The organism is Paucibacter sp. TC2R-5 (genome assembly GCF_025717605.1).
GTDB classification, from domain to species: domain Bacteria; phylum Pseudomonadota; class Gammaproteobacteria; order Burkholderiales; family Burkholderiaceae_C; genus Paucibacter_A; species Paucibacter_A albus.
Window position 1 is genome coordinate 1 of the sequence record NZ_JAJIRQ010000005.1, and the last position, 18,697, is coordinate 18,697.

Consider the following 18,697-nt stretch of genomic DNA (forward strand, 5'->3'; position numbering starts at 1 on the left):
TTGTACGGCATTCGAGCTAATCGAGGTGAGGACTTTTTCAAAAGAATAGCTGCGAAGCAGTATTTCAGTCAAGGGCAAGACCAGCGGTTTAGTTCACCCCAGCGGGCGCGGTGGTGAACACGTATCAGTGCCCTCACTCCAAACCAGTTCCAGATTGAATGCGACAAATATCCGAAAATGCCAAGTTAAATGAGACAGCAATTCAGGACTCATTGACATGGGCGCTTCCAACTGTCGGATTCACAATGTTTGCCGGTTCCACGTTCAGTGCGAACCGACACTAGCCGCCCTGCGCCTTCAGCAGTGCGATGCGTTCTTGATCGGCCTTGCGGTCGGCCGCCACCTTCAATGCCGCCGGGCGTTCGCCGACCAGCTTGGCATAGGGCTTCCAGTCGATGCCGCCAGCGGCCAAGAGGTCTTCGCCCAGGACGGCTTTGCTGGCCATGGCCACTAAGGGCAGGCTTACCCAGGCGGCGCAGTCGGCCATTCCGAACTGCGCGCCGCCAACATAGGGGCCAAAGCGGGCCAGGCGCTTGAAGCCGGCAATATGCTGGATCAGCAATTTGTGCACCCGGGCCTTGGTCCCCTCGCTGACCGTGCCGCCGAAGAAGGCCTGGCCGTAAAGCTCGCGGGCGACCAGCTCCAGGTGCAGCTCGATGAAGGTGATCAGCTCGCGCTGCTTGGCCGCCTCGAAGGGGTCGGCCGGCAACAAGGCCGGGCTGGGGTAAGCGGCTTCCAGGTAATCCAGAATGACCTGACTCTCGCACAGCGAACCTTGCGGCGTGCGGATGAAGGGCACCTTGCCGAGCGGGCTGCAGTTCAAGACCGCCTCCTCATGCGAGTGCGTCATTACCAATTCTTCTTCGAAGGGGATGCCCTTCTCCAGCAGGACGAACTTGACCTTGTTGTAGTAATTGGAGAGTGAAAAACCGCAGAGCTGAATCATGGATCGGCCTCCTGTGCAGGGATTGAAAAGAGGCCCGAGTCTACGGTGAGGGCGGCGGCGTATTTGTCGCCATGGCGCCAAGTTCGGCAGGCTCTTAGAGCCTGAGCCAATCGCTGACGCGCGGGTTGAAGAAGCCCGATTGCATATAGGCCTTGCGGATCACACCTTGCTGGCGCAACTGCTGCAGGCCTGTGTTGAGCGCTGCCTGCAGGTTCGCGCCATCCGGATGTATCTTGGAGATCAGGTAGTGGCGCGTGCCCTGCATACCGAGTTTGAGCCCGGGTATGGGCTGCAGGCGCACGGTGCCGACTTGCAAGCTCAGGTCGGGCGTGGCTTGGAATGGTGCCAACAAGAAGTCGGCTCGCCCGGCCGCGACCATTTTTGGCATCAATTCCCAGTTGGTGACATGTTGGGCGCGGATGCCAAGCCGTTTCAAATTGCGCCAGTCCACCAACCAGCTCTGATTGGACAAGGCGCTCAAGCCCTGCAGATCCTTCAGGCTCTTGGCACTCATGGCGCGGCTATTGCTTTCCACCGTGTAAAAGCCGGCCTCAAACTCGCCATCCCCAATCACCGCCTGACTGAGTTGCACGGAAGCCTCCGCGCCGCTGATGTCTTCGCTCCAATAGCTGGTGCTGCTGGAAACGACCTTGCCGCTGCCCAGTTCGCGCAACAGGCGCTCGACCGATGGCATGTCTTGAAACTTCAGGGGCGCGCGCCAGCCGCCGCGGTGCAGGGCCTGGAAAAAGAGCGCGACTTCCACCACATCGCGACGCGAGTAAGGGCCGCTGAAATCGCTCAGCTGCAATACATCGCGCTGATTCAAAAAGCGTTGGTAGTCCGCCATCACATCGGCCGGCCCGGCCGCCAGCACCGCTCCCGGTTCGGCTTGAGCGTCCGAGGCCGCCAGACCGCTCATCAGCCCAGCCGGCAGGGCCGCAGCGGCCAAGCCAAGCCGCAGGCAATCGCGGCGTTTCAGTTCAGCAGTGGATGAAATCAAGGTAGACGAATACACCCGACTATTTTGCCTGCCGCTGCGGCCCTTGATTGACCAGAACAACCCCTATTGCCAGGGCTAGCAGCGCCAAAATCAGGCGTAGCGTGATTTGTTCCTGCAGGAGCAGGGCGCCCGCGAGCAGGCCGAACAGTGGCGTGGCCAAGGTAAAGGTGGCCAGCCGGGTGGCCGGGTAATGCCGCACCATCCAAAACCAAAGCAGATAACTGGCGAAGCTGACGACGACGGTCTGAAACAGCAGCAAGCCGCTCAGGCGCAGCGACCAAGCCGCAGGCCAGGCCTCGCCGCTCAGGGCCGCCGCCACGCACAGGCCCAGGCCCGAGACGGCCAGCTGATACAGCAGTGTCTTCTCGGCGCTGACCCGACTGAGTCTGCTGGCGCGAATCGTCAGCGTAGTGCCGCCCCAGAACAGTGCCGCCAACACGCCCAAGGCGTCACCCAGCCATTGCTGCGGATTGGCGGCGGCTTGGCCGAAGCCCTCCGAAAAGGCCCAGGCGACCGCAGCAAAGGCCAGCACCAGGCCACTGATCTGGCGCAGATTGAGGCGCTCGGACGCAGCAATAAACGGCATGCCCAGCGCCACCACAAAGGGGCTGAGATAGATGAATACCACCATGCGCGAGGCGCTGGTGTACTGCAGGCCGACAAAGACGCAGGCGAACTCCAGGCCGAACAGCAGGCCCGCGATCAAGCCGCCGCGCAGACTGCCGTCGCGCTCGAACAGCTTGATGCCGCGCGCCACAGCCCAAGCCCAGACCAAGAGCGCCGCGCCACTGGAGCGCAAGCCAGCCTGCCAGAGTGGGCCAATCTCGCTCAAGCCGGCCTTGGCAGCGACCTGGTTCAGGCCCCATAAGGCGCAGCACAGCAAGAGGCTGCAAATGGCGACGCGGTCGAGATGAGTCTTGCGTAGTTCGGTCATGGCGGCATGATGCCCGCACTATTTAAGGCGGCGGGCCAGCCCCAGCAAGGCCAGGGCGCTCAGCGTACCGGCCAGCGCACCGGTCAGATGCGAAAAAGGCACGACGGCGATATCCCATTCGGCCAAGTGACGCATTGGCTCGCCCAAGGGCTGCTCTTGCCAGAGCTTGATGAGAAGTCCCAGGCTGACGCCAACACCTATCAGGCGCTCGCGGCCCCGGCGGCTCAGCAGCTCCACCAGCACTACCGCCACGCCCGCATGCAGCACGCCCGAAAGGCCGCCGAAATGCAGCAAGCTCGGCTGCTGCAGCAATGCCATTTGCGTCAGCGGCCAGGCAATGAACCAAGCCAGGGCGCAGCGGCTGGGCACGCGCGCGCCCCAGCCAAACAGCGTGACCACGGCGCAGGCGAGCAAATTGGCCCAAAGATGCTGCTGGCTCCAATGCACGAAGGCGCTGCTCCAGGCGCGCCAGGGCTGGCTGGCGGCGAGCTGAGGTTGCCAGTCCAGCGCCGCACTCGGGGCCAGCCATGCCAGTAGCGCGGCCAGGCCCAAGAAGACGCCAAAGCCGCTCCAGGCGTGACGCGCCACTTTCAGGCGAACACCGCCTGCCACAGCGCCAGCATGGCATCGCGGTGCAGGTCCAGACCGAGGGCGGCCAGATCCGCCGCTTCGACTGCCGTGGGCTGCTCATCCAGCCTGGCCTTGTGCTGGGCGCGGCGCAGCTCGCGGTAGGCATTGGCGGCCTTGCTACCGACACCGGCAGGCAACAAGCCCGCTGCTTCAGCCCGCTGCAGCAGCGCGATGGCGCCCGCATTGGCGATCAAGGCCGGATGCTCGGCTGCATGGGCCAGCACCAGATATTGCAGGGCAAACTCGGCGTCCATCATGCCGCCGGGGCTGTGCTTGACGTCGAACTTGCCGGCCCTGATGGGGTGGGCGGCGCGCACCTTGTCGCGCATGGCCTGAATCTCCTGGCGCAGCGCCGCATGGTCGCGCGGAGCGGTCAAGACATGGCGGCGCACCGCCTCGAAGCGCTCGGCCAGGGCGGGGTCGCCGGCGCAAAAGCGCGCCCGCGTGATGGCCTGATGCTCCCAGGTCCAGGCGGTATTGCTGCCGCGCCCGGTTTGGTACTTTTCGAAGGAAGCGAGCGAGGTCACCAACATGCCGGAGTTGCCATTCGGGCGCAGCGCGGTGTCGATGTCGAACAGCTCGCCGGCCGAGGTGCGCACGGTCAGCCAGGTGATCAGCTTGCGCACGAAGGCACCGTAGATTTCGGGCACCAGGTCTTTGTCCGCCTCGTCGCTGTCGTCGAACAAAAACACCACGTCGAGGTCGCCGCCATAGCCCAGCTCTTTGCCGCCGAGCTTGCCGTAGGCAATCACGGCAAAGCGCGGTGCAGGGCGATGCGCTTGCTTGAGCCGGGCCCAGGTCCAGTCAATCGTGCATTGCAAAATCGCGTCGGCCAGCGCCGACAACTCATCGCCCGCCTCCTCGACGGTGATCTGTCCCTCGATATCACGCACCAGGGTGCGGAACACTTCCGCCTGATGGGCGCGCCTGAGGGTGTCGAGCAAGGCTTCTTCATGCGCCTCGCCGCCGCGCTCCCAGGCCGCGTGTCGCTCTTGCAGGTCTTGCAGGAACACGGCACCGTCAAAGCGGTCATGCTGCAGGCGGCTGTCGGCCAACTCGTCGATGACGCCGGGGTGCAGCATCAAATAGCGCATCGGCCAGCGCGCCAAACCGAGCAAGCGCAGCAAGCGGCTTTGCACGGCCGGGCGCTCGACCAAAAGTGCCAGATAGCTCTCGCGCCGCAGCAAGGGCTCGATCCAATCGACAAAGCGCAGCGCCGCCGCCATGCTGCAGGCTTCGTCCCTTACCGCGACGGCAGCGCGGCCAACCAGCTTGGCCAGGCGCAGGCGTGATTCTTCGCGCAGGCTTTGCACGCGAGGCTGATCGGCCCAGCGCCGCACGGCGACGGCCAACTCGGTCGGCAGTTTGGCCAGAAACTCTTCCGAATCGACCGGCAATGCCGGCCCATTGCAACTGCGGCAGCCATTGCCGCCGGCCTTGGGCGCTTGGCCGTCGTGCAAGAGCGAGTCGAACTCGTTGGCGACGATCTCGCGCACCTCGCCGAGGCGGTCAAGCAGCTCGCAGGAAATCCTTGTCCCTGCATCTTGGGTCTGGCCTGCTGCGCCATGCTTGCAAGCCAGGCCCATGCTGCGCGCGATCCACTTCAAGTCTTCATCATTGCTCGGCAGGCAGTGGGTTTGCTGATCGTCGAGGAACTGGATGCGGTGTTCGACCTGGCGCAAAAAGACATAGGCGGCGCTCAGCTTTTCGGCCGCCTCGGCCGTCATCAGGCCGCGCTCGGCCAACCTGGCCAGCGCCTTGACGGTCGAGCGGGTACGGATCTCCGGGAATTGGCCGCCGCGTACGACTTGCAGCAGTTGCACGGTGAACTCGATCTCGCGAATGCCGCCGCGCGAGAGCTTGACGTCATTGGCGCGCTCGGGTCGGCCGACGGCGCGCGAGCGCGCCTCGTCGCGGATCTTGCGGTGCAATTGCCGTAGGCCTTCGAACACACCGTAGTCCAGATAGCGGCGGTAAACAAAAGGCGTCACGAGCGAGCGCAGGCCCAGGGCACGGCCCAGTTGCACGCTCTCCAGCGGCGCCACCACGCGGCTCTTCAGCCAGGCAAAACGTTCCCACTCGCGGCCCTGGACGAGGAAATATTCCTCCAGCATCGCCATGCTGACGGCGGCCGGGCCCGAGTTGCCGTTCGGCCGCAGCGCCAGATCGACCCGGAAGACCTGGCCGTCATCGGTGACCTCGCCGATCAGCGCATAGAGCTTCTTGGCGACCAGGGCGAAGTACTCATGCGCCGAAATCGAGCCTTTGCCGCTCGAGTTTCCATCCGTGTGGCCGTCATCGTCATAGACGTAAATCAGGTCGATGTCGGAGGAGACATTGAGCTCGCGCGCGCCCAGCTTGCCCATGCCCAGCACCCAGAATTCGATCACCTCGCCGGCCTCGTTACGGGCCGCGCCGCTGAGCGCATCTTGCTCGGCGCGGGCACTTTTGAGCGCCAGGCACAGCGTCACCTCGGCCAAGCTGGTCATCACCTCGGTGATCTCATGCATGGCCGCACCGGCTTCAATATCCAGCACCGCCAGACGCTCCAGCACCAGGTGGCGGGCCACACGCAGCGCCGGGCCTAGCGCGCGGCCGGCGGCCTGCAAGTCATGGATCAAGCGCTCGATCGCGGCCCGGTCCGGCCGGCCGGCCGGCAGCAAAGGCAGCTCGGCGGCGTAGCGGCGCCGAATTCTTTGCACAAATCGACTGTGTTCGGCCAATGCTGCAGGTGCAGTCTCGGGGACAATGAAAGAATCAATGGCTGTCATGGCTCGCTATGCTTGGTGTCTGCCCGGGGCCTTAGCGGCCAGCTTCCCACTACTCGAACTCTGTCTCACGGCTTGCTCCCCTTTTAATGTCAGTAAAGCCTTCTTCACTGCCCACGCGCCTGTTTTGGCTCAGACGACCCGGCCGTTGGCTGCGCAGCTTGATCAGCTGGGCCTTGGCCTTGCTTTTGCTGGCATGGGGCTTGGTGGTGGTGGCGTGGGGCGGCTTGCACTGGGTGATTCTGCCGCACATCGATGAGTGGCGTCCGGCAATGGAGCGCCATGCCTCACAGGCTTTGGGGGCAAGGGTGCGCATCGGCAGCATCATGGTCACCTCGGGGGGCTGGATGCCGGCGATCGAGATGCGCGAGGTGCGCCTGCTCGACCCCAGCGGCCGCGAGGCGCTGCGCTTGCCCAAGGTGGCGGCGGCGCTGTCGGCGCGCTCGTTGCTGAGTCTGAATCTGCGCTTCGAGCAACTGTTGATCGACGCGCCGCAAGTCGAGGTGCGCCGCGACGCCAAGGGTCGCTTCTTTGTGGCGGGTTTGAGTGTTGAAGAGGCGGTGCAGGCCGAGTCCACCGGTCTGGCCGAGGAATGGGCGGACTGGCTGCTGTCGCAACATGAATTTGTGATCCTGAATGGCCGCGTGCGCTGGATAGACGAGCGCCGCGCCACGCAGGCGTTAGAGTTGTCGGACCTCAATCTGGTCTTGCGCAGCGGCGTGCGCCGTCACGAGCTGCGTCTGGACGCGACGCCGCCGCCGGAATGGGGGCAGCGTTTTGGCCTGCGCGGGCGCTTCACGCAAGCGCTGCTGGGCCGGCCGAGTGATTTTCAGGGCTGGAGCGGCCAGCTCTATGCCGATTTGCCACGCGCCGATTTGCGCGAGCTGCGTCGCCATATAGACCTGCCCTTCGAGCTGAGCGAGGGTGACGGCGCCTTGCGGGCCTGGATAGACTTCAAGCAGGGCCAGCCGCAAGGCGTGACGAGCGATCTGGCCTTGCGTGCGGTCAAGCTGCGCCTGACACCGAAGGCCGATCAGCTCGATCTGGAACAAATTGAAGGTCGCCTGCAGTTTATGCACGCCGCGCAGTCACTCAGCCTGCAGGCTAGCCAGCTCGGCTTTGTCAGCGGCGACGGCGTGATTTGGCCGCGTACGGATTGGAAGTTGGCCTTGCGCCTGCCCAAACCGGGCGCGGGCAATGCGGCGCAGGGCTTGCCTTTGGGCGGCGAGCTGTCGGCCGAGCGGCTTGACCTGGCCTTGATGAGCCAGTTGGCACAGCGCCTGCCTTTTGACGAGCAAACCCATGCCTGGTTGGCCGAGATGGCGCCGCAAGGGGTCTTGAGCCGGCTCAGCGCGAGTTGGGATGGTCCCTTGATGGATCCGCGCCGCTACCAAATCAAGGGCCGTCTTGAGGGCTTGCGCTTGGGTGGGCGCCGCCAGGGCTTGGAGCACATGGGGCTGAGTGGCCTGACCCTGCAGCTCGATGCCGGTGAAAAAGGCGGTCAGGCGCAGCTGAGCATGGCCGATGGCTCGCTTGAGCTTCCGGGCTTGTTCCGCCAAGACCTGCCGCCCATTCAGCGCCTGAGCGCTAAACTGGACTGGCGGATTGAAGCCGCACCCAAGCAGCCGCCGCACTATGAGCTTCGAGTCAGCCGGCTGGAGCTGCTCAATCAAGATCTGCGCGGCGAGTTCGATGCGGTCTGGCGTAGCGGCAAGGCGGCCGGCCAAGGCCGCTTGCCGGGTTGGCTGGAGCTGAGCGGGCAGATCGAAAGAATCGATGCGGTCAAGATCCATCGCTATTTGCCGCTGGCCATCGGGGACCATGCGCTGGACTATGTGCGCGACGCTATTCGCGCCGGCGAGGCGCGAGCGATCCATGTCCGTTTGCGCGGCGAGTTGGCCAAGTTTCCTTTCGACGGCGAGCGTGAGCGCGACGGCCAGTTCCGCATCACGACCCAGGCACGTGACATCGATTTGCTTTATGTGCCCGGCGTCGAGGGGCGGCCTTCCAATTGGCCGGCGCTGGAGCATGTCAATGCCGACCTGATATTCGAGCGCGGCGGCATGCAGATCAAGGGCGGCCGCGCCAAGGTGTTTGCCTATGAGCTCAGCGGCATTAAGGGCGGCATCAAGGACTTGCTGGTCAAGCACCGGTTGGAGATCGAGGGTCAGGGCAATGGGCCGGGCGCCGAGTTGCTGAAGTTTGTGCGCCAGTCCCCGGTCAACGAGGCCAGCGGTGGTTTGCTGGCGGCTGCCACGGCCGGCGGCGCGGCCAACCTGAAGCTGAGTTTGAATCTGCCCCTGCAAGACATGGACAAGTCGGTCGTCAAGGGCGCCGTGCAACTGCTGGGCGGGGAGCTGCGGCTGCGGCCCGATCTGCCCTTGTTGACCAACACCCGCGGCAGCGTGGAGTTTGATCGTCAGGGCGTCAAACTGCAGGCGGTGCAGGCGCGTGCTTTTGGCGGAGAGCTGAGCGTCGAGGGCGGCAACCAGGCGGACGGTAGCTTGCGGTTCACGGCGACTGGCCTGGCAACCGCCGAAGCCTTGCAGCGTTCGCCCGAGCTGGGCGGCGTCGCCAAATTGGCGCAGGCAGCCAGCGGCCAGGCCAGCTACCGGCTGCAAGTCGGGCTGAACCAGGGGCAGGCGGATTTTTCCCTGACCAGCAATCTGCTCGGACTGGGCCTGGATCTTCCGGCGCCGCTGCGCAAGGAGGCCGCTAGCGCGCTGCCGCTGCGCCTGCTGCTCAAGCCCGACATCAATCGCGACAGCAATCGGGATGAGCTGAGGCTTGAGTTGGGCAATCTCTTGCAAGCTCATTACCAGCGCGACCTGTCGGTCGAGCCGGCGCGGGTGCTGCGCGGCGCGCTGAGCGTGCAGGACAGCTTGCCCGGCCTGCCCAGCAGCGGCGTGCAGCTGCAGGCCAATCTGGACAAGGTTAATCTGGATGCCTGGAACAAGACCGTGCAGCGGCTGTGGGGGGCACCTGCAGCTTCAAACAGTGAGAACGGCTCGGGTGTTGTCGCAGCGCCAAGCTTGGGCGGCGCCTATATGCCTAGCCAAATTGTCTTGCGCGCCAATGAGTTGCATTTTTCAGGCCGCTCACTGACCAAGGTTGTGGCCGGCCTGACGCAGGCGCCAGCACCGGCCACAAACACCTGGCGCTGCACCATCGATGCCGTTCAAATGGCGGGCTATGTCGAGCTGCGCGGCGCCCAGACCGGGCAGGCTGGGCGGGTGTTCGCAAGGCTGAGTCGTTTGTCTCTGCCGCATCAGGAGGCCGATGGCGTGGCGGAGGTGCTGGACAAGCAGCCAGGCAGCGTGCCCGATCTGGACATTGTCATCGAGGACTTTGAGCTGCGCGGCAAGCGTATGGGCCGGCTGGAGGTGGAGGCTCAGGCCAGCGGCCCGGCGCATGACTGGCGCTTGAGCAAGCTGCAGCTGAAGGCGCCGGATGCGATCCTCAATGCCACCGGCCAATGGCTCAAGGAACCCGGTCGGGCACAGCGCCGCACCCAGCTGGATTGGAAGTTAGAGCTGCTCGATGCCGGCGACATGCTGGAGCGCATGGGGCAGGGTCGGGTCTTGCGTGGCGGCAAGGGCCAGTTGACGGGGCAGCTGGGCTGGGCGGGCGAGCCACTGGCGCCTGATTTCGCCAGCATGAACGGGCAACTCCATGTGCAGCTGGAGTCGGGGCAATTCCTCAATGTCGAGCCCGGCGTGGGGCGCTTGATGGGGGTGCTGAGCCTGCAATCGCTGCCGCGGCGGTTTTTGTTTGACTTTCGCGACGTGTTCTCCGAAGGCTTTACCTTTGACGGCGTGAGCGGCGACGTCAAGATCACGCGCGGCGTGGCCAGCAGCAGCAATCTGCGCACGCGCGGCGTGCAGGCCACCGTCTTGGTGGATGGGCAAGCCGACCTGGCGGCCGAAACACAAAACCTGCGCGTGCTGGTGGTGCCCGAGTTCAACACCGGTGGCGCTTCGCTGGCCTATATAGCGATCAATCCGGCGATAGGATTGGGGACATTCTTGGCGCAGCTGGTCTTGAGCAAGCCCATCGCCGCCGCCAATACGCGTGAATTCCGCATTACCGGCAGCTGGGTGGACCCCAAGGTCGAGCGGGTCGAGCACCACAGCAATCTGTTTGAAACCGCGCCGGCGGGCGATGGCGCATCAGCGGCCAATGCCGCATCAGCTGCATCAGCTGCAACATCCGCCAGTGCCCCTTGAGGAGAGTGATCGATGAAAGTTGCCGCCGTTCAAATGGTCTCCGGCCCCGATCTGGCCGTCAATCTGGCGCGGGCGCGTCATTGGCTGGAGCAGGCTGCAGCCCAGGGCGCCGAGTTGGTGGCGCTGCCCGAGTATTTTTGTTTGATGGGCCTTGCCGACAGCGACAAGCTGGCGGTGGCCGAGCAGGGCGGCGACACCCACGCGCCCATCCAGCACATGTTGAGCCAGGCTGCCGCTGAGCTGGGGCTGTGGCTGATTGGTGGCACGATTCCGCTGCACACGGTGCAGGCCGGGCGGGTCCGCAATGCCTGTTGCGTCTACGCGCCCGATGGCGCTGAAGCCGCGCGTTACGACAAGATGCATCTGTTCCGCTTTGACAATGGCAGCGAGAGCTATGACGAAGGCCGCGTGCTGGAGGCCGGTGACGCGCCGGTCGCGCTGCAGGCGGGGCCGCTGCGGGTGGCTTTGAGCGTTTGCTATGACCTGCGCTTCCCCGAGCTGTACCGCAGCCTGGGGCCTGTAGACCTGATCAGCGTGCCGGCTGCCTTCACCTATGTGACCGGTCAGGCCCACTGGGAATTGCTGTTGCGCGCACGAGCGGTCGAAAATCAGGCCTATGTCATCGCACCGGCGCAAGGCGGCCTGCATCAAAATGGCCGCAGGACCTGGGGCCATACGATGATCATCGATCCCTGGGGCGAGGTGCTGGCCTGTCTGCCCGAGGGCGAAGGTGTGGTGCTGGCCGAGCTGGATATGGCGCGTTTGGCTGCGGTGCGGCGCCAGTTGCCGGCGCTGCAGCATCGGCGGCTGTAGATCTCGGGCCGCAATTCTGGAAGGCTGATGCAATGACGAGGCGATTTCTATTCGGTTTAGGTTTGCTGATTGCCTTGGCCGGCTGCGGCACGGCCACCGATCCGCCCAGCATGGCGCTGAGCTCGCAAGACAGCTTGCAGATGCGCGGCTGGGTGCCCGATCGCTTGCGGGGCCAGATCCTGCTTTCACCGGTCACCGGCGGCCAGCCGACCGGCAGCATGTGGGGCAGCAAGATCAGCAATCGTGCGCTGCAAGAGTCAATCGAGGAATCGCTGCGCGCCACCGGCATGCTGGCGCTGCGCCCTGGCACGGGCAGCTATCAAATGGAAGTGCAATTGATCGAGTTGGAGCAGCCCATCGTCGGGCTGAACACCCGGGTGGCCGTGACCTTGGCCTATACGGTGGTTGAAAAACGCAGCGGAGCTGTGGTCTATCAGCGCCACTTGCGCAGCGCCTATGTGGCGGAATTCACCGCCGCCATGGTGGACCCGAACGAGCGCCTGCGTCTGGCCACCGAGGGCGCGGTGCGCAGCAATGTCAATTTGATGCTGCGTGACTTGATCGCCTTGGCGCTCAACTGACGAGTTAGCGGCGCCCGAACATCATCTGCCGCGCCAGCGCCTTTTTCAGCGGCGAGGCCGCCTGCAAGGCCGCCAAGGCCAAGCCTCGCGCAATCGGTAGCCCAGGCCAGCGCCAAGCAAAGCTGCGGGCCAGAAAATCGGTGGTGGAGATCATGCTCCAGCGGTCCGGCGCGCGCTGCCATTCGACCCGGCGCAAAGCCGCCTCGATATTGCCCCCGGCGCGCAAGGCGTCCACCAGCGCATAGCCATCGCGTAAGCCCAGATTGAGCCCCTGGCCGGCAACCGGGTGCAGGGTCTGCGCGGCATTGCCGATGCGCACGATGCGGCCGTTGACCAAGCTGCGCTCGGCGTTCAACCCCAAGGCAAAGCATTTCAAGGGGCTGATCGCCTGCAAGGTGCCAACGCTGTCGGGCAACAAACTCTGCAGCACGGCCAGGCGCTGGCTGTCGCTCAGTTCGGCGATCTCGTCTTCGGCCTGCGGCATGCACCAGACTAGGGCCGCACGGCGCTCGCCTCCTTTGGGTGGCAGCGGCAACAGTGCCAGCGGGCCATTGCGCGTGAAGCGCTCATAGGCTGCGCCGGCTGGGCTGTCGGCCGCCAAGGTGAGCGTGCCGACCCAGGCGTTTTGCTGGTAATCATGCGAGATGGCTTTGCGCGCCTGCTCGGCAAACACGCCGCCCTCGGCCACCACGGCCAGATCAAATTGCTCGGCGATCTCGGCATCGATTTCCACCCCATCCGCCAAGGGCTTGAGCCCCCGAACGGGTGTGCCGAAGCGGCTGCTCAAGCGGGTCGGCTCTAGCGCGGCGCGGGCCAGCCAGCGTGCTTGCAAGGGCGCGACCAACTGGCCGTAGCTGATCACCGCACCGAGCTCGCTAACGCCTTGCTCCGCCGCACTCAAGGCCACGGCCGGCGCTGCGGACGGGCCGAACAGCGGGTGCGTCAAGGTCGGCGGCGCTTGGCTGACCTCGACGGTCAAAATCGCCTGCGCCTGGCTCGCGTCCCAGGCCTGCAAACGCTGCAAGAGCTGCACGCTGCCCAGCGCCAAGGCCAGGGTGCGCGGGTCAGCGGACACATCGCGGTCCAGCGGCCTGGCGTCAAACAAGGTGATCTGTGCCTGCGGCAACAACTGCGCGGCCAGCAAGGCCAAGGTCAAACCGGCCGGTCCGGCGCCGACCACGGCCAAGCGCAGCTGATTGGCGGTGGCGGCCGAGGCGGCGTCGGGTGGAGGGATTGTGCGCATAGCGTGTTGATCTCGTGGGGGCTGCTGCGGGCATTTGGCCCGCCACGAACTATAGCGGCCGGCCTGCTGTACGCTACGGCGATCAGCTTTGTCCACATCCGAAAGTACCCCATGCAATACCGTCGTTTGGGCCGCAGCGGCCTGCAAGTCTCCGAACTCTCTTTGGGCTCCTGGGTCACCTATCACAAGCAAGTCGACACCAAGGCGGCTGCCGAGATGTTGGCCGCCGCCTTTGACGCTGGCGTCAACTTCTTCGACAACGCCGAGGTCTATGCCCTGGGTCAGAGCGAAATTGTCATGGGCGAGGCTTTCAAGGCGCTGAAATGGCCGCGCCTGAATTACATCGTCTCGACCAAGTTTTACTGGGGTTTGGGTGGCGAGGGCAATCCCGTCAACCGCAAGGACACGCTGAACCGCAAATACCTGATGCAGGCGATTGACGGGTCCTTGAAGCGCCTGCAGCTCGATTTCATCGACCTGGTCTATTGCCACCGCCCCGACCCGCACACGCCGATCGAAGAAACCGTGCGCGCGATGAGCGACATGATCACGCAAGGCAAGGCGCTTTATTGGGGCACTAGCGAATGGTCGGCCAGCGATATCCGTGCCGCCTGGGAGATTGCCGAGCGCCACCACCTGCACAAGCCGGTGATGGAACAGCCGCAGTACAACCTCTTCCACCGCAGCAAGGTCGAGCAGGAATATGCCCGGCTGTATGAGGACCTTGGCCTGGGCCTGACCACCTGGAGCCCATTGGCCTCGGGGCTGTTGACCGGCAAGTACAAGGACGGTGTGCCGGCCGGCAGCCGCGGCGCGCTCGACAATATGAGTTGGATGGTCGAAGGCCTGACCGACAAGGCCAAGAATGCCGCAGTGACGCAGCTGGCCGCCGTGGCCGCCGATTTGGGTGGCAATGTCGCGCAGCTTGCGATCGCCTGGGCCAATCACAATCCGCGCGTCTCGACCGTTATTCTGGGCGCCAGCAAATTTGCGCAGCTGCAAGACAATCTCGGCGCACTGGCCTTGACGCCGAAGCTGACGCCCGAGGTGCTGGCACGCATCGACGCGATCACCTTGCCTTTGGCCAAATAATCTATTGACCCAAGTCAAGCGGCGGGTTTCTTGGGGGCGAAGCCGTCACCCACTCATGTCATAGTGAGAAATGATTTGGCTTCGTCGATTTAGTACCTTACTTCTGCTGACAATTGCGGCGCTGCCTTCCTTCGCGTTGATCGAGCCCTTGGCCGAGCCGCGCTTTGAGTCGGTGGGGGTCGACGCCATCCCGCGCGGCGTGGTGGCGTCGCTGGCACAAGACCGGGCGGGCTTTATCTGGGTCGGCACCGGCGACGGCTTGGTGCGTTATGACGGCTATCGCTTTCGTCCTCAGGAGCGCGCCAGCAAGATCGCCACAGTTCGCAATCTGGGTTGGCTGCGCGCACTGCTGCCGGCCCGGGACGGGCGCTTGTGGATAGGCACCGAGACCGATGGTTTGGCGGTTTATGACCCCTTGACCGAGCAGGTCAGCAGCTTTCGCTTTGAGCATGAAGTGCATGAGGCGAGCGCGAACTCGGTGGAAAAGTTGGCGCCCTTGCCGACCATCCGGGCCTTGGCCGAGGATGTTGATGGCTCGATCTGGCTTGGCACGCTCGGCGGCGGCCTGTATCGCTTTGACCCCCGCACGCAAACTTTCAGCCACTTCCGGCACAGCGCCGCTGCCGGCAGCTTGGACGATGCACGGGTGCAATCGCTGCTGGTCGACGGGCAAGGCACGCTGTGGGTCGGGACTTGGTCGGGGTTGAGCCGTTTTGACAGGGCGAGCCAGCGCTTTGAGCCAGTGCTGCGAGGCTTGGTCGGGCAACGCGTGCAAGCGCTGCTGCAAGCGTCCAATGGGCAAATCTGGGCCGGTACACAGCGTGGCAGCTTGGCTGTGATGGACCCGCAAACCGGTCAGGGCAAGCTGCTTGACAATGATGAGCAAAGTGCGGGCGGGTCGACAGCCGGGCGTGGAGAAATCAATAGCTTGATCGAAGCGACGAGCGGCCAGATCTGGGTTGGCCATGCGGGTGGCATTGATGTGCACGACCTGCGCTCGCAGCGCTTGCAGCAAACCTTGCGGCATGACCCGCGCAAGCCGGCCGGTTTAGCCGGCGACGAAGTGGTGAATTTGCTGGTCGACCGCGCCGGCTGGGTGTGGGCGGGAGGCTTTGGCATGGGCTTGCAGCGCCACAACCCAAACAATCACAGCATTTGGGTGCGCGGCGCCGGCACTGCTGTCGGCCTCGTGGGCGGGCCTGCAGCAGATCTTAAGAAAGCCGATGTGCGCAGCCTCTTGCCATTGAAGGATGGCGAATTTCTGGCCGCCGGCCATGATGGGCAAGTGGCGCGGTTTGACACTGGGCTGCGTGTGATTGGCGGGCTGCGGCCACAGCTGATGGCGTGCTCGAGCCAACTCAAAGAGTCCGCCGCACTCTCGCCCGCCGCGTTGCTGGAGGCTGCGCGCATCACCGCGATGGCCCAGATGCCCGATGGAAAAACATGGTTGGGTGCGGAAGGCTTGCTTTATCAATTTGATGCGCAATATCGGCAGCTGCTCTGCTTGCATCTGGATGCCGGCAAGACTCGGCGATTGATGGCCGGCAGCGACGGCGCCTTATGGATCGGGGCAGACGATGGCCTGCATGTCTTGCGGCCTGGGGCCGCCAAAGTGCAGCGTTTGGCGCGGCCTGGCGGCCAAGCCCTAACGGGTGAAATACATGTGATGACCGAGGCGCCGGATCAGGCCATTTGGGTCGGCAGCATGCGTGGCTTGTTCCGGCTGGCGGCGGGCAGCGTGGAGTTGCAGCGAGTCACTTCGCCGGCCGGCGCTGAGTTGGCCAACCCGGTCGTACTCGGCCTTTTGTTCGACAGCAAGCAGACCTTGTGGGTGGACACCGCCGTGGCCGGCCTGCACCGTATGAAGGCCTGGGACGGCAAACAAGCCAGCTTTGAGCGCATCAGCGAGCGCCATGGCATTGTCAATCGGCCCTTCGGCGCGAACTTGCTGGAAGACGGGCGTGGTCGCATCTGGACCCAGATGAATGTCTATGACCCGGCCACCGATAGCTTGGACGAGCTGACTCCTACCGATGGTCTCGACATCGGCACCCCCTGGTTCTACTCTTATGCCAAGGCCTTGGACGGGCGCTTCCTGTTCGGCGGTAGCAAAGGCATCGCGGTGGTTTCGCCGGATCAATTTGATCGCTCGAACCATGCTCCGCCGCTCGTGGTCTCTGAGCTGCGCATCAATGGCGAGCGCCAGCAAGCGGGGCAGTTGCAGGACGGTTTGCGCCTGAGCCCGCAGCAACGCAGCTTCAGTCTGGAGTTTGCGGCGCTGGACTACAGCAACCCGGGCCGCAGCCGCTATGCCTATAAGTTAGAGGGCTTTGATCCGGACTGGATAGAGACCGGCGCCGACCTGCGCGTGGCCAGTTACAGCAATCTGAGTCCCGGCGACTATGTCTTGCGGGTGCGTGCGCACAACCGCAGCGGCGTCGCCAGCGAGCAGGAATTGGCTATTCCAGTGACGGTCTTGCCCACCTGGTGGCAGCAATGGTGGTTTCGCGTCGCGCTGCTGGCGCTGTTGGCCGCTGCGATTGGGGCCTTGGTGCGTTCGCGCACGCGACTCTTGCGCCGGCGTCAAGTCTGGTTGGAAAACAAGGTGCGCGAGCGCACGGCAGAGCTGGAGGCATCCAGCCTGACCGACCCCTTGACGGGTCTGCGCAATCGGCGTTTTCTGGCGCAGCAGATCGAATCCGATGTCGCCTTGACTTTGCGCCGCCATGAAACGCCCAGGCAGGGCGCAGCCTTGGAGGATGGCGACCTGATCTTCTTCCTGGTCGACATTGACCATTTCAAGCAAATCAACGATGAGCTTGGCCATGCCGCCGGCGACGCAGTCTTGCGGCAAATTCGCGGTCGCCTGCAGCAAGTGTTCCGTGACAGCGACTACCTGGTGCGTTGGGGCGGCGAAGAGTTTTTGATCGTTGCGCGCGAGACTTCGCGCCTGCATGCCGCTGAACTGGCCGAGCGAGCCTGCCGGGCAATCGCCGATCAGCCCTTCAAGTTGGATGACGGCAGCTATTTGAGCAAGACCTGCTCGCTCGGTTTTGCCTGTTTCCCTCTGGCGCCTCGGGCGGCGCGGGCGTTGGACTGGAACACCACCGTCAATCTTGCCGATGCGGCGCTGTTGGCCGTCAAGCGCGCCGGCCGCAAGGGCTGGTGCGGCGTGCTCAGCGCCCCCGGCGCCTCGGAGCAGTGCTTGACCGAGAGGTCACGCCAGCCCATGGCCGACTGGCTGGCCAGTGGCGAGTTGGAACTGGTCGGCTCAGCTTTGCAAGTTGTTCAAGCGCTCGACGGTACCCACATCGACCCAGCGGCCGCTCAGTAACTCGGCCCCCAGCTTGTGGTGCCGAATCGCATCCTCTAGATACGGGCGCAAGGCTGCCTTGGCTCCGGGCTGAATGGTCTTAAACATGCGGCTGCGGAACAGTCCGACGCTGGCCCAGGTGTAGCGCTGTGAGGCAGTGTCGCTCAAGCCCAGGCCCTCGGCGCTGATGCCGAAGTCACCGTTGGGGTGGTGAGGGCTGTTGTGCGTCAGCCAGAGCAGTGCATCCAGATCGCGTTGCAAGAATTGCTCGGCGGCTTTGGGAGGGAAATGAAAGTCCGGCAAGAACACATCACCGGCGACAACCCAGAAGGCCTCATCGCCCTCGGCACATAACAGCGGCAACGCCCGGGCAATGCCGCCGGCCGTCTCCAGCGCGCCGACCGGCTCGGCTGATTCGTCGCTGAAATGCAGACGAACGCCAAAGCGTGTGCCGTCACCCAAGGTGGCCGGAAACTGCTCGCTCAGCCAGGCGGTGTTGACGATGATGTCTTGCACGCCGGCGGCGGCCAGCGCCTCGATGTGGAATTCGATCAAGGGTTTACCGCCGCGCACGCACAGCAGCGGCTTGGGGGTGATGTCGGTGAGCGGCCGCATGCGCTCACCGCGCCCGGCCGCGAGGATGATGGCTCGCATGGGGCGCGAGTCTAGAGCATCCACTGCGCGGCCCGACATATGCGGGGCCGCGCATATTGCTCGGCCTTAGCGCTTGGTCACCACCTTGACCGTGGCATTGGCCTTGCCGGCATCGACATAGCCGATCGCACCCGGCGTGCTGGCGACGAACTTGATGACCTCTTCGTCGCTGGCCAGTTCACGCGGTGGTTTGGCGCCACCGGTGAAGATCTGCCTTGCCCACAGCGCCTTCAGCTGCGAGGGGTTCTTCTTCAAAACCTTGTTGCCGAACTCTTCGCGCACCGGGCTGTCCTTGATGTCCACCGGCGTGGCTTCGGCACCACCGGAGAAGGTCTTGGTTTGGCCGAGGAAAATCTTGGTGATTTGCTCTTCGTCGATGGTGGCGGCATTGCTGGGGTGGACGATCACGGCCACATCGGCCGCCGCGAGCGGCGCCGCGCCGGCCAACAAGACCAGGCTGAATACTTGATGTTTGAATAACATGATCTTTGCTCCAG

At 64.2% G+C, this 18,697-nt stretch carries 13 protein-coding genes; 5 read left to right on the forward strand and 8 right to left on the reverse strand.

Annotated elements, in window-relative coordinates; translation table 11 throughout:
* Positions 1–280: 280 nt before the first annotated feature.
* From LNV08_RS12755 to glnE, 5 genes are all read right to left on the reverse strand, one after another.
* On the reverse strand, positions 281–946 hold the full coding sequence (locus LNV08_RS12755) for a glutathione S-transferase (RefSeq protein ID WP_263534093.1): 666 nt from the start codon (positions 944–946) through the stop codon (positions 281–283).
* A gap of 94 nt (positions 947–1,040) precedes the next feature.
* The gene (locus tag LNV08_RS12760; RefSeq protein WP_263534094.1) at positions 1,041–1,946 is read right to left on the reverse strand and encodes a transporter substrate-binding domain-containing protein; all 906 of its coding nucleotides are present in this window, start codon (positions 1,944–1,946) and stop codon (positions 1,041–1,043) included.
* 19 nt (positions 1,947–1,965) lie between these two features.
* A complete protein-coding gene (locus tag LNV08_RS12765) occupies positions 1,966–2,880 on the reverse strand; it encodes a DMT family transporter (RefSeq protein ID WP_263534095.1) in 915 nt (304 codons plus the stop codon).
* Between the two features lie 18 nt (positions 2,881–2,898).
* Positions 2,899–3,468 carry a rhombosortase gene (gene rrtA, locus LNV08_RS12770; RefSeq protein ID WP_263534096.1) on the reverse strand — a complete coding sequence of 190 codons (570 nt, stop codon included), beginning with the start codon at positions 3,466–3,468 and terminating at the stop codon, positions 2,899–2,901.
* A gap of 2 nt (positions 3,469–3,470) precedes the next feature.
* Complete coding sequence (gene glnE, locus LNV08_RS12775; RefSeq protein ID WP_263534097.1) at positions 3,471–6,281, reverse strand: bifunctional [glutamate--ammonia ligase]-adenylyl-L-tyrosine phosphorylase/[glutamate--ammonia-ligase] adenylyltransferase; 2,811 nt, start codon at positions 6,279–6,281, stop codon at positions 3,471–3,473.
* A gap of 86 nt (positions 6,282–6,367) precedes the next feature.
* Here glnE and LNV08_RS12780 point away from each other — a divergent pair, with 86 nt between their 5' ends.
* From LNV08_RS12780 to LNV08_RS12790, 3 genes are read left to right on the forward strand one after another with little or no spacing between them, the layout of a single operon-like run.
* The gene (locus LNV08_RS12780) at positions 6,368–10,504 is read left to right on the forward strand and encodes a YhdP family protein (RefSeq protein ID WP_263534098.1); all 4,137 of its coding nucleotides are present in this window, start codon (positions 6,368–6,370) and stop codon (positions 10,502–10,504) included.
* 12 nt (positions 10,505–10,516) lie between these two features.
* Positions 10,517–11,317 (forward strand): carbon-nitrogen hydrolase family protein, encoded by an 801-nt coding sequence (locus LNV08_RS12785; protein WP_263534099.1) that lies wholly within the window; start codon positions 10,517–10,519, stop codon positions 11,315–11,317.
* 32 nt (positions 11,318–11,349) lie between these two features.
* Positions 11,350–11,898 (forward strand): hypothetical protein, encoded by a 549-nt coding sequence (locus LNV08_RS12790; RefSeq protein WP_263534100.1) that lies wholly within the window; start codon positions 11,350–11,352, stop codon positions 11,896–11,898.
* Positions 11,899–11,902: 4 nt separating this feature from the next.
* Here LNV08_RS12790 and LNV08_RS12795 read toward each other — a convergent pair whose 3' ends face one another.
* Positions 11,903–13,141 (reverse strand): FAD-dependent monooxygenase, encoded by a 1,239-nt coding sequence (locus tag LNV08_RS12795; protein ID WP_263534101.1) that lies wholly within the window; start codon positions 13,139–13,141, stop codon positions 11,903–11,905.
* A 111-nt stretch (positions 13,142–13,252) separates the two neighbouring features.
* On the opposite strand from LNV08_RS12795, the gene LNV08_RS12800 reads away from it, so the two are divergent.
* A complete protein-coding gene (locus tag LNV08_RS12800; RefSeq protein ID WP_263534102.1) occupies positions 13,253–14,233 on the forward strand; it encodes a potassium channel beta subunit family protein in 981 nt (326 codons plus the stop codon).
* 136 nt (positions 14,234–14,369) lie between these two features.
* A complete protein-coding gene (locus LNV08_RS12805) occupies positions 14,370–17,567 on the forward strand; it encodes a diguanylate cyclase domain-containing protein (protein WP_263534103.1) in 3,198 nt (1,065 codons plus the stop codon).
* Here the strand turns inward: LNV08_RS12805 and murU are convergent.
* Entirely contained in the window at positions 17,505–18,200 is a 696-nt protein-coding gene (murU, locus tag LNV08_RS12810; protein ID WP_263534104.1) for an N-acetylmuramate alpha-1-phosphate uridylyltransferase MurU, read from the reverse strand. The genes LNV08_RS12805 and murU overlap by 63 nt on opposite strands.
* A 66-nt stretch (positions 18,201–18,266) precedes the next feature.
* On the reverse strand, positions 18,267–18,683 hold the full coding sequence (locus LNV08_RS12815) for a hypothetical protein (protein ID WP_263534105.1): 417 nt from the start codon (positions 18,681–18,683) through the stop codon (positions 18,267–18,269).
* Between the last annotated feature and the right edge of the window lie 14 nt (positions 18,684–18,697).

Coding starts and splice junctions, on each gene's coding strand:
- LNV08_RS12765 (WP_263534095.1), bottom strand. CDS start 2,880: ATGACCGAACTACGCAAGACTCATCTCGACCGCGTCGCCATTTGCAGC.
- LNV08_RS12795 (WP_263534101.1), bottom strand. CDS start 13,141: ATGCGCACAATCCCTCCACCCGACGCCGCCTCGGCCGCCACCGCCAAT.
- LNV08_RS12780 (WP_263534098.1), top strand. CDS start 6,368: ATGTCAGTAAAGCCTTCTTCACTGCCCACGCGCCTGTTTTGGCTCAGA.
- glnE (WP_263534097.1), bottom strand. CDS start 6,281: ATGACAGCCATTGATTCTTTCATTGTCCCCGAGACTGCACCTGCAGCA.
- LNV08_RS12755 (WP_263534093.1), bottom strand. CDS start 946: ATGATTCAGCTCTGCGGTTTTTCACTCTCCAATTACTACAACAAGGTC.
- LNV08_RS12815 (WP_263534105.1), bottom strand. CDS start 18,683: ATGTTATTCAAACATCAAGTATTCAGCCTGGTCTTGTTGGCCGGCGCG.
- LNV08_RS12800 (WP_263534102.1), top strand. CDS start 13,253: ATGCAATACCGTCGTTTGGGCCGCAGCGGCCTGCAAGTCTCCGAACTC.
- murU (WP_263534104.1), bottom strand. CDS start 18,200: ATGCGAGCCATCATCCTCGCGGCCGGGCGCGGTGAGCGCATGCGGCCG.
- LNV08_RS12785 (WP_263534099.1), top strand. CDS start 10,517: ATGAAAGTTGCCGCCGTTCAAATGGTCTCCGGCCCCGATCTGGCCGTC.
- LNV08_RS12790 (WP_263534100.1), top strand. CDS start 11,350: ATGACGAGGCGATTTCTATTCGGTTTAGGTTTGCTGATTGCCTTGGCC.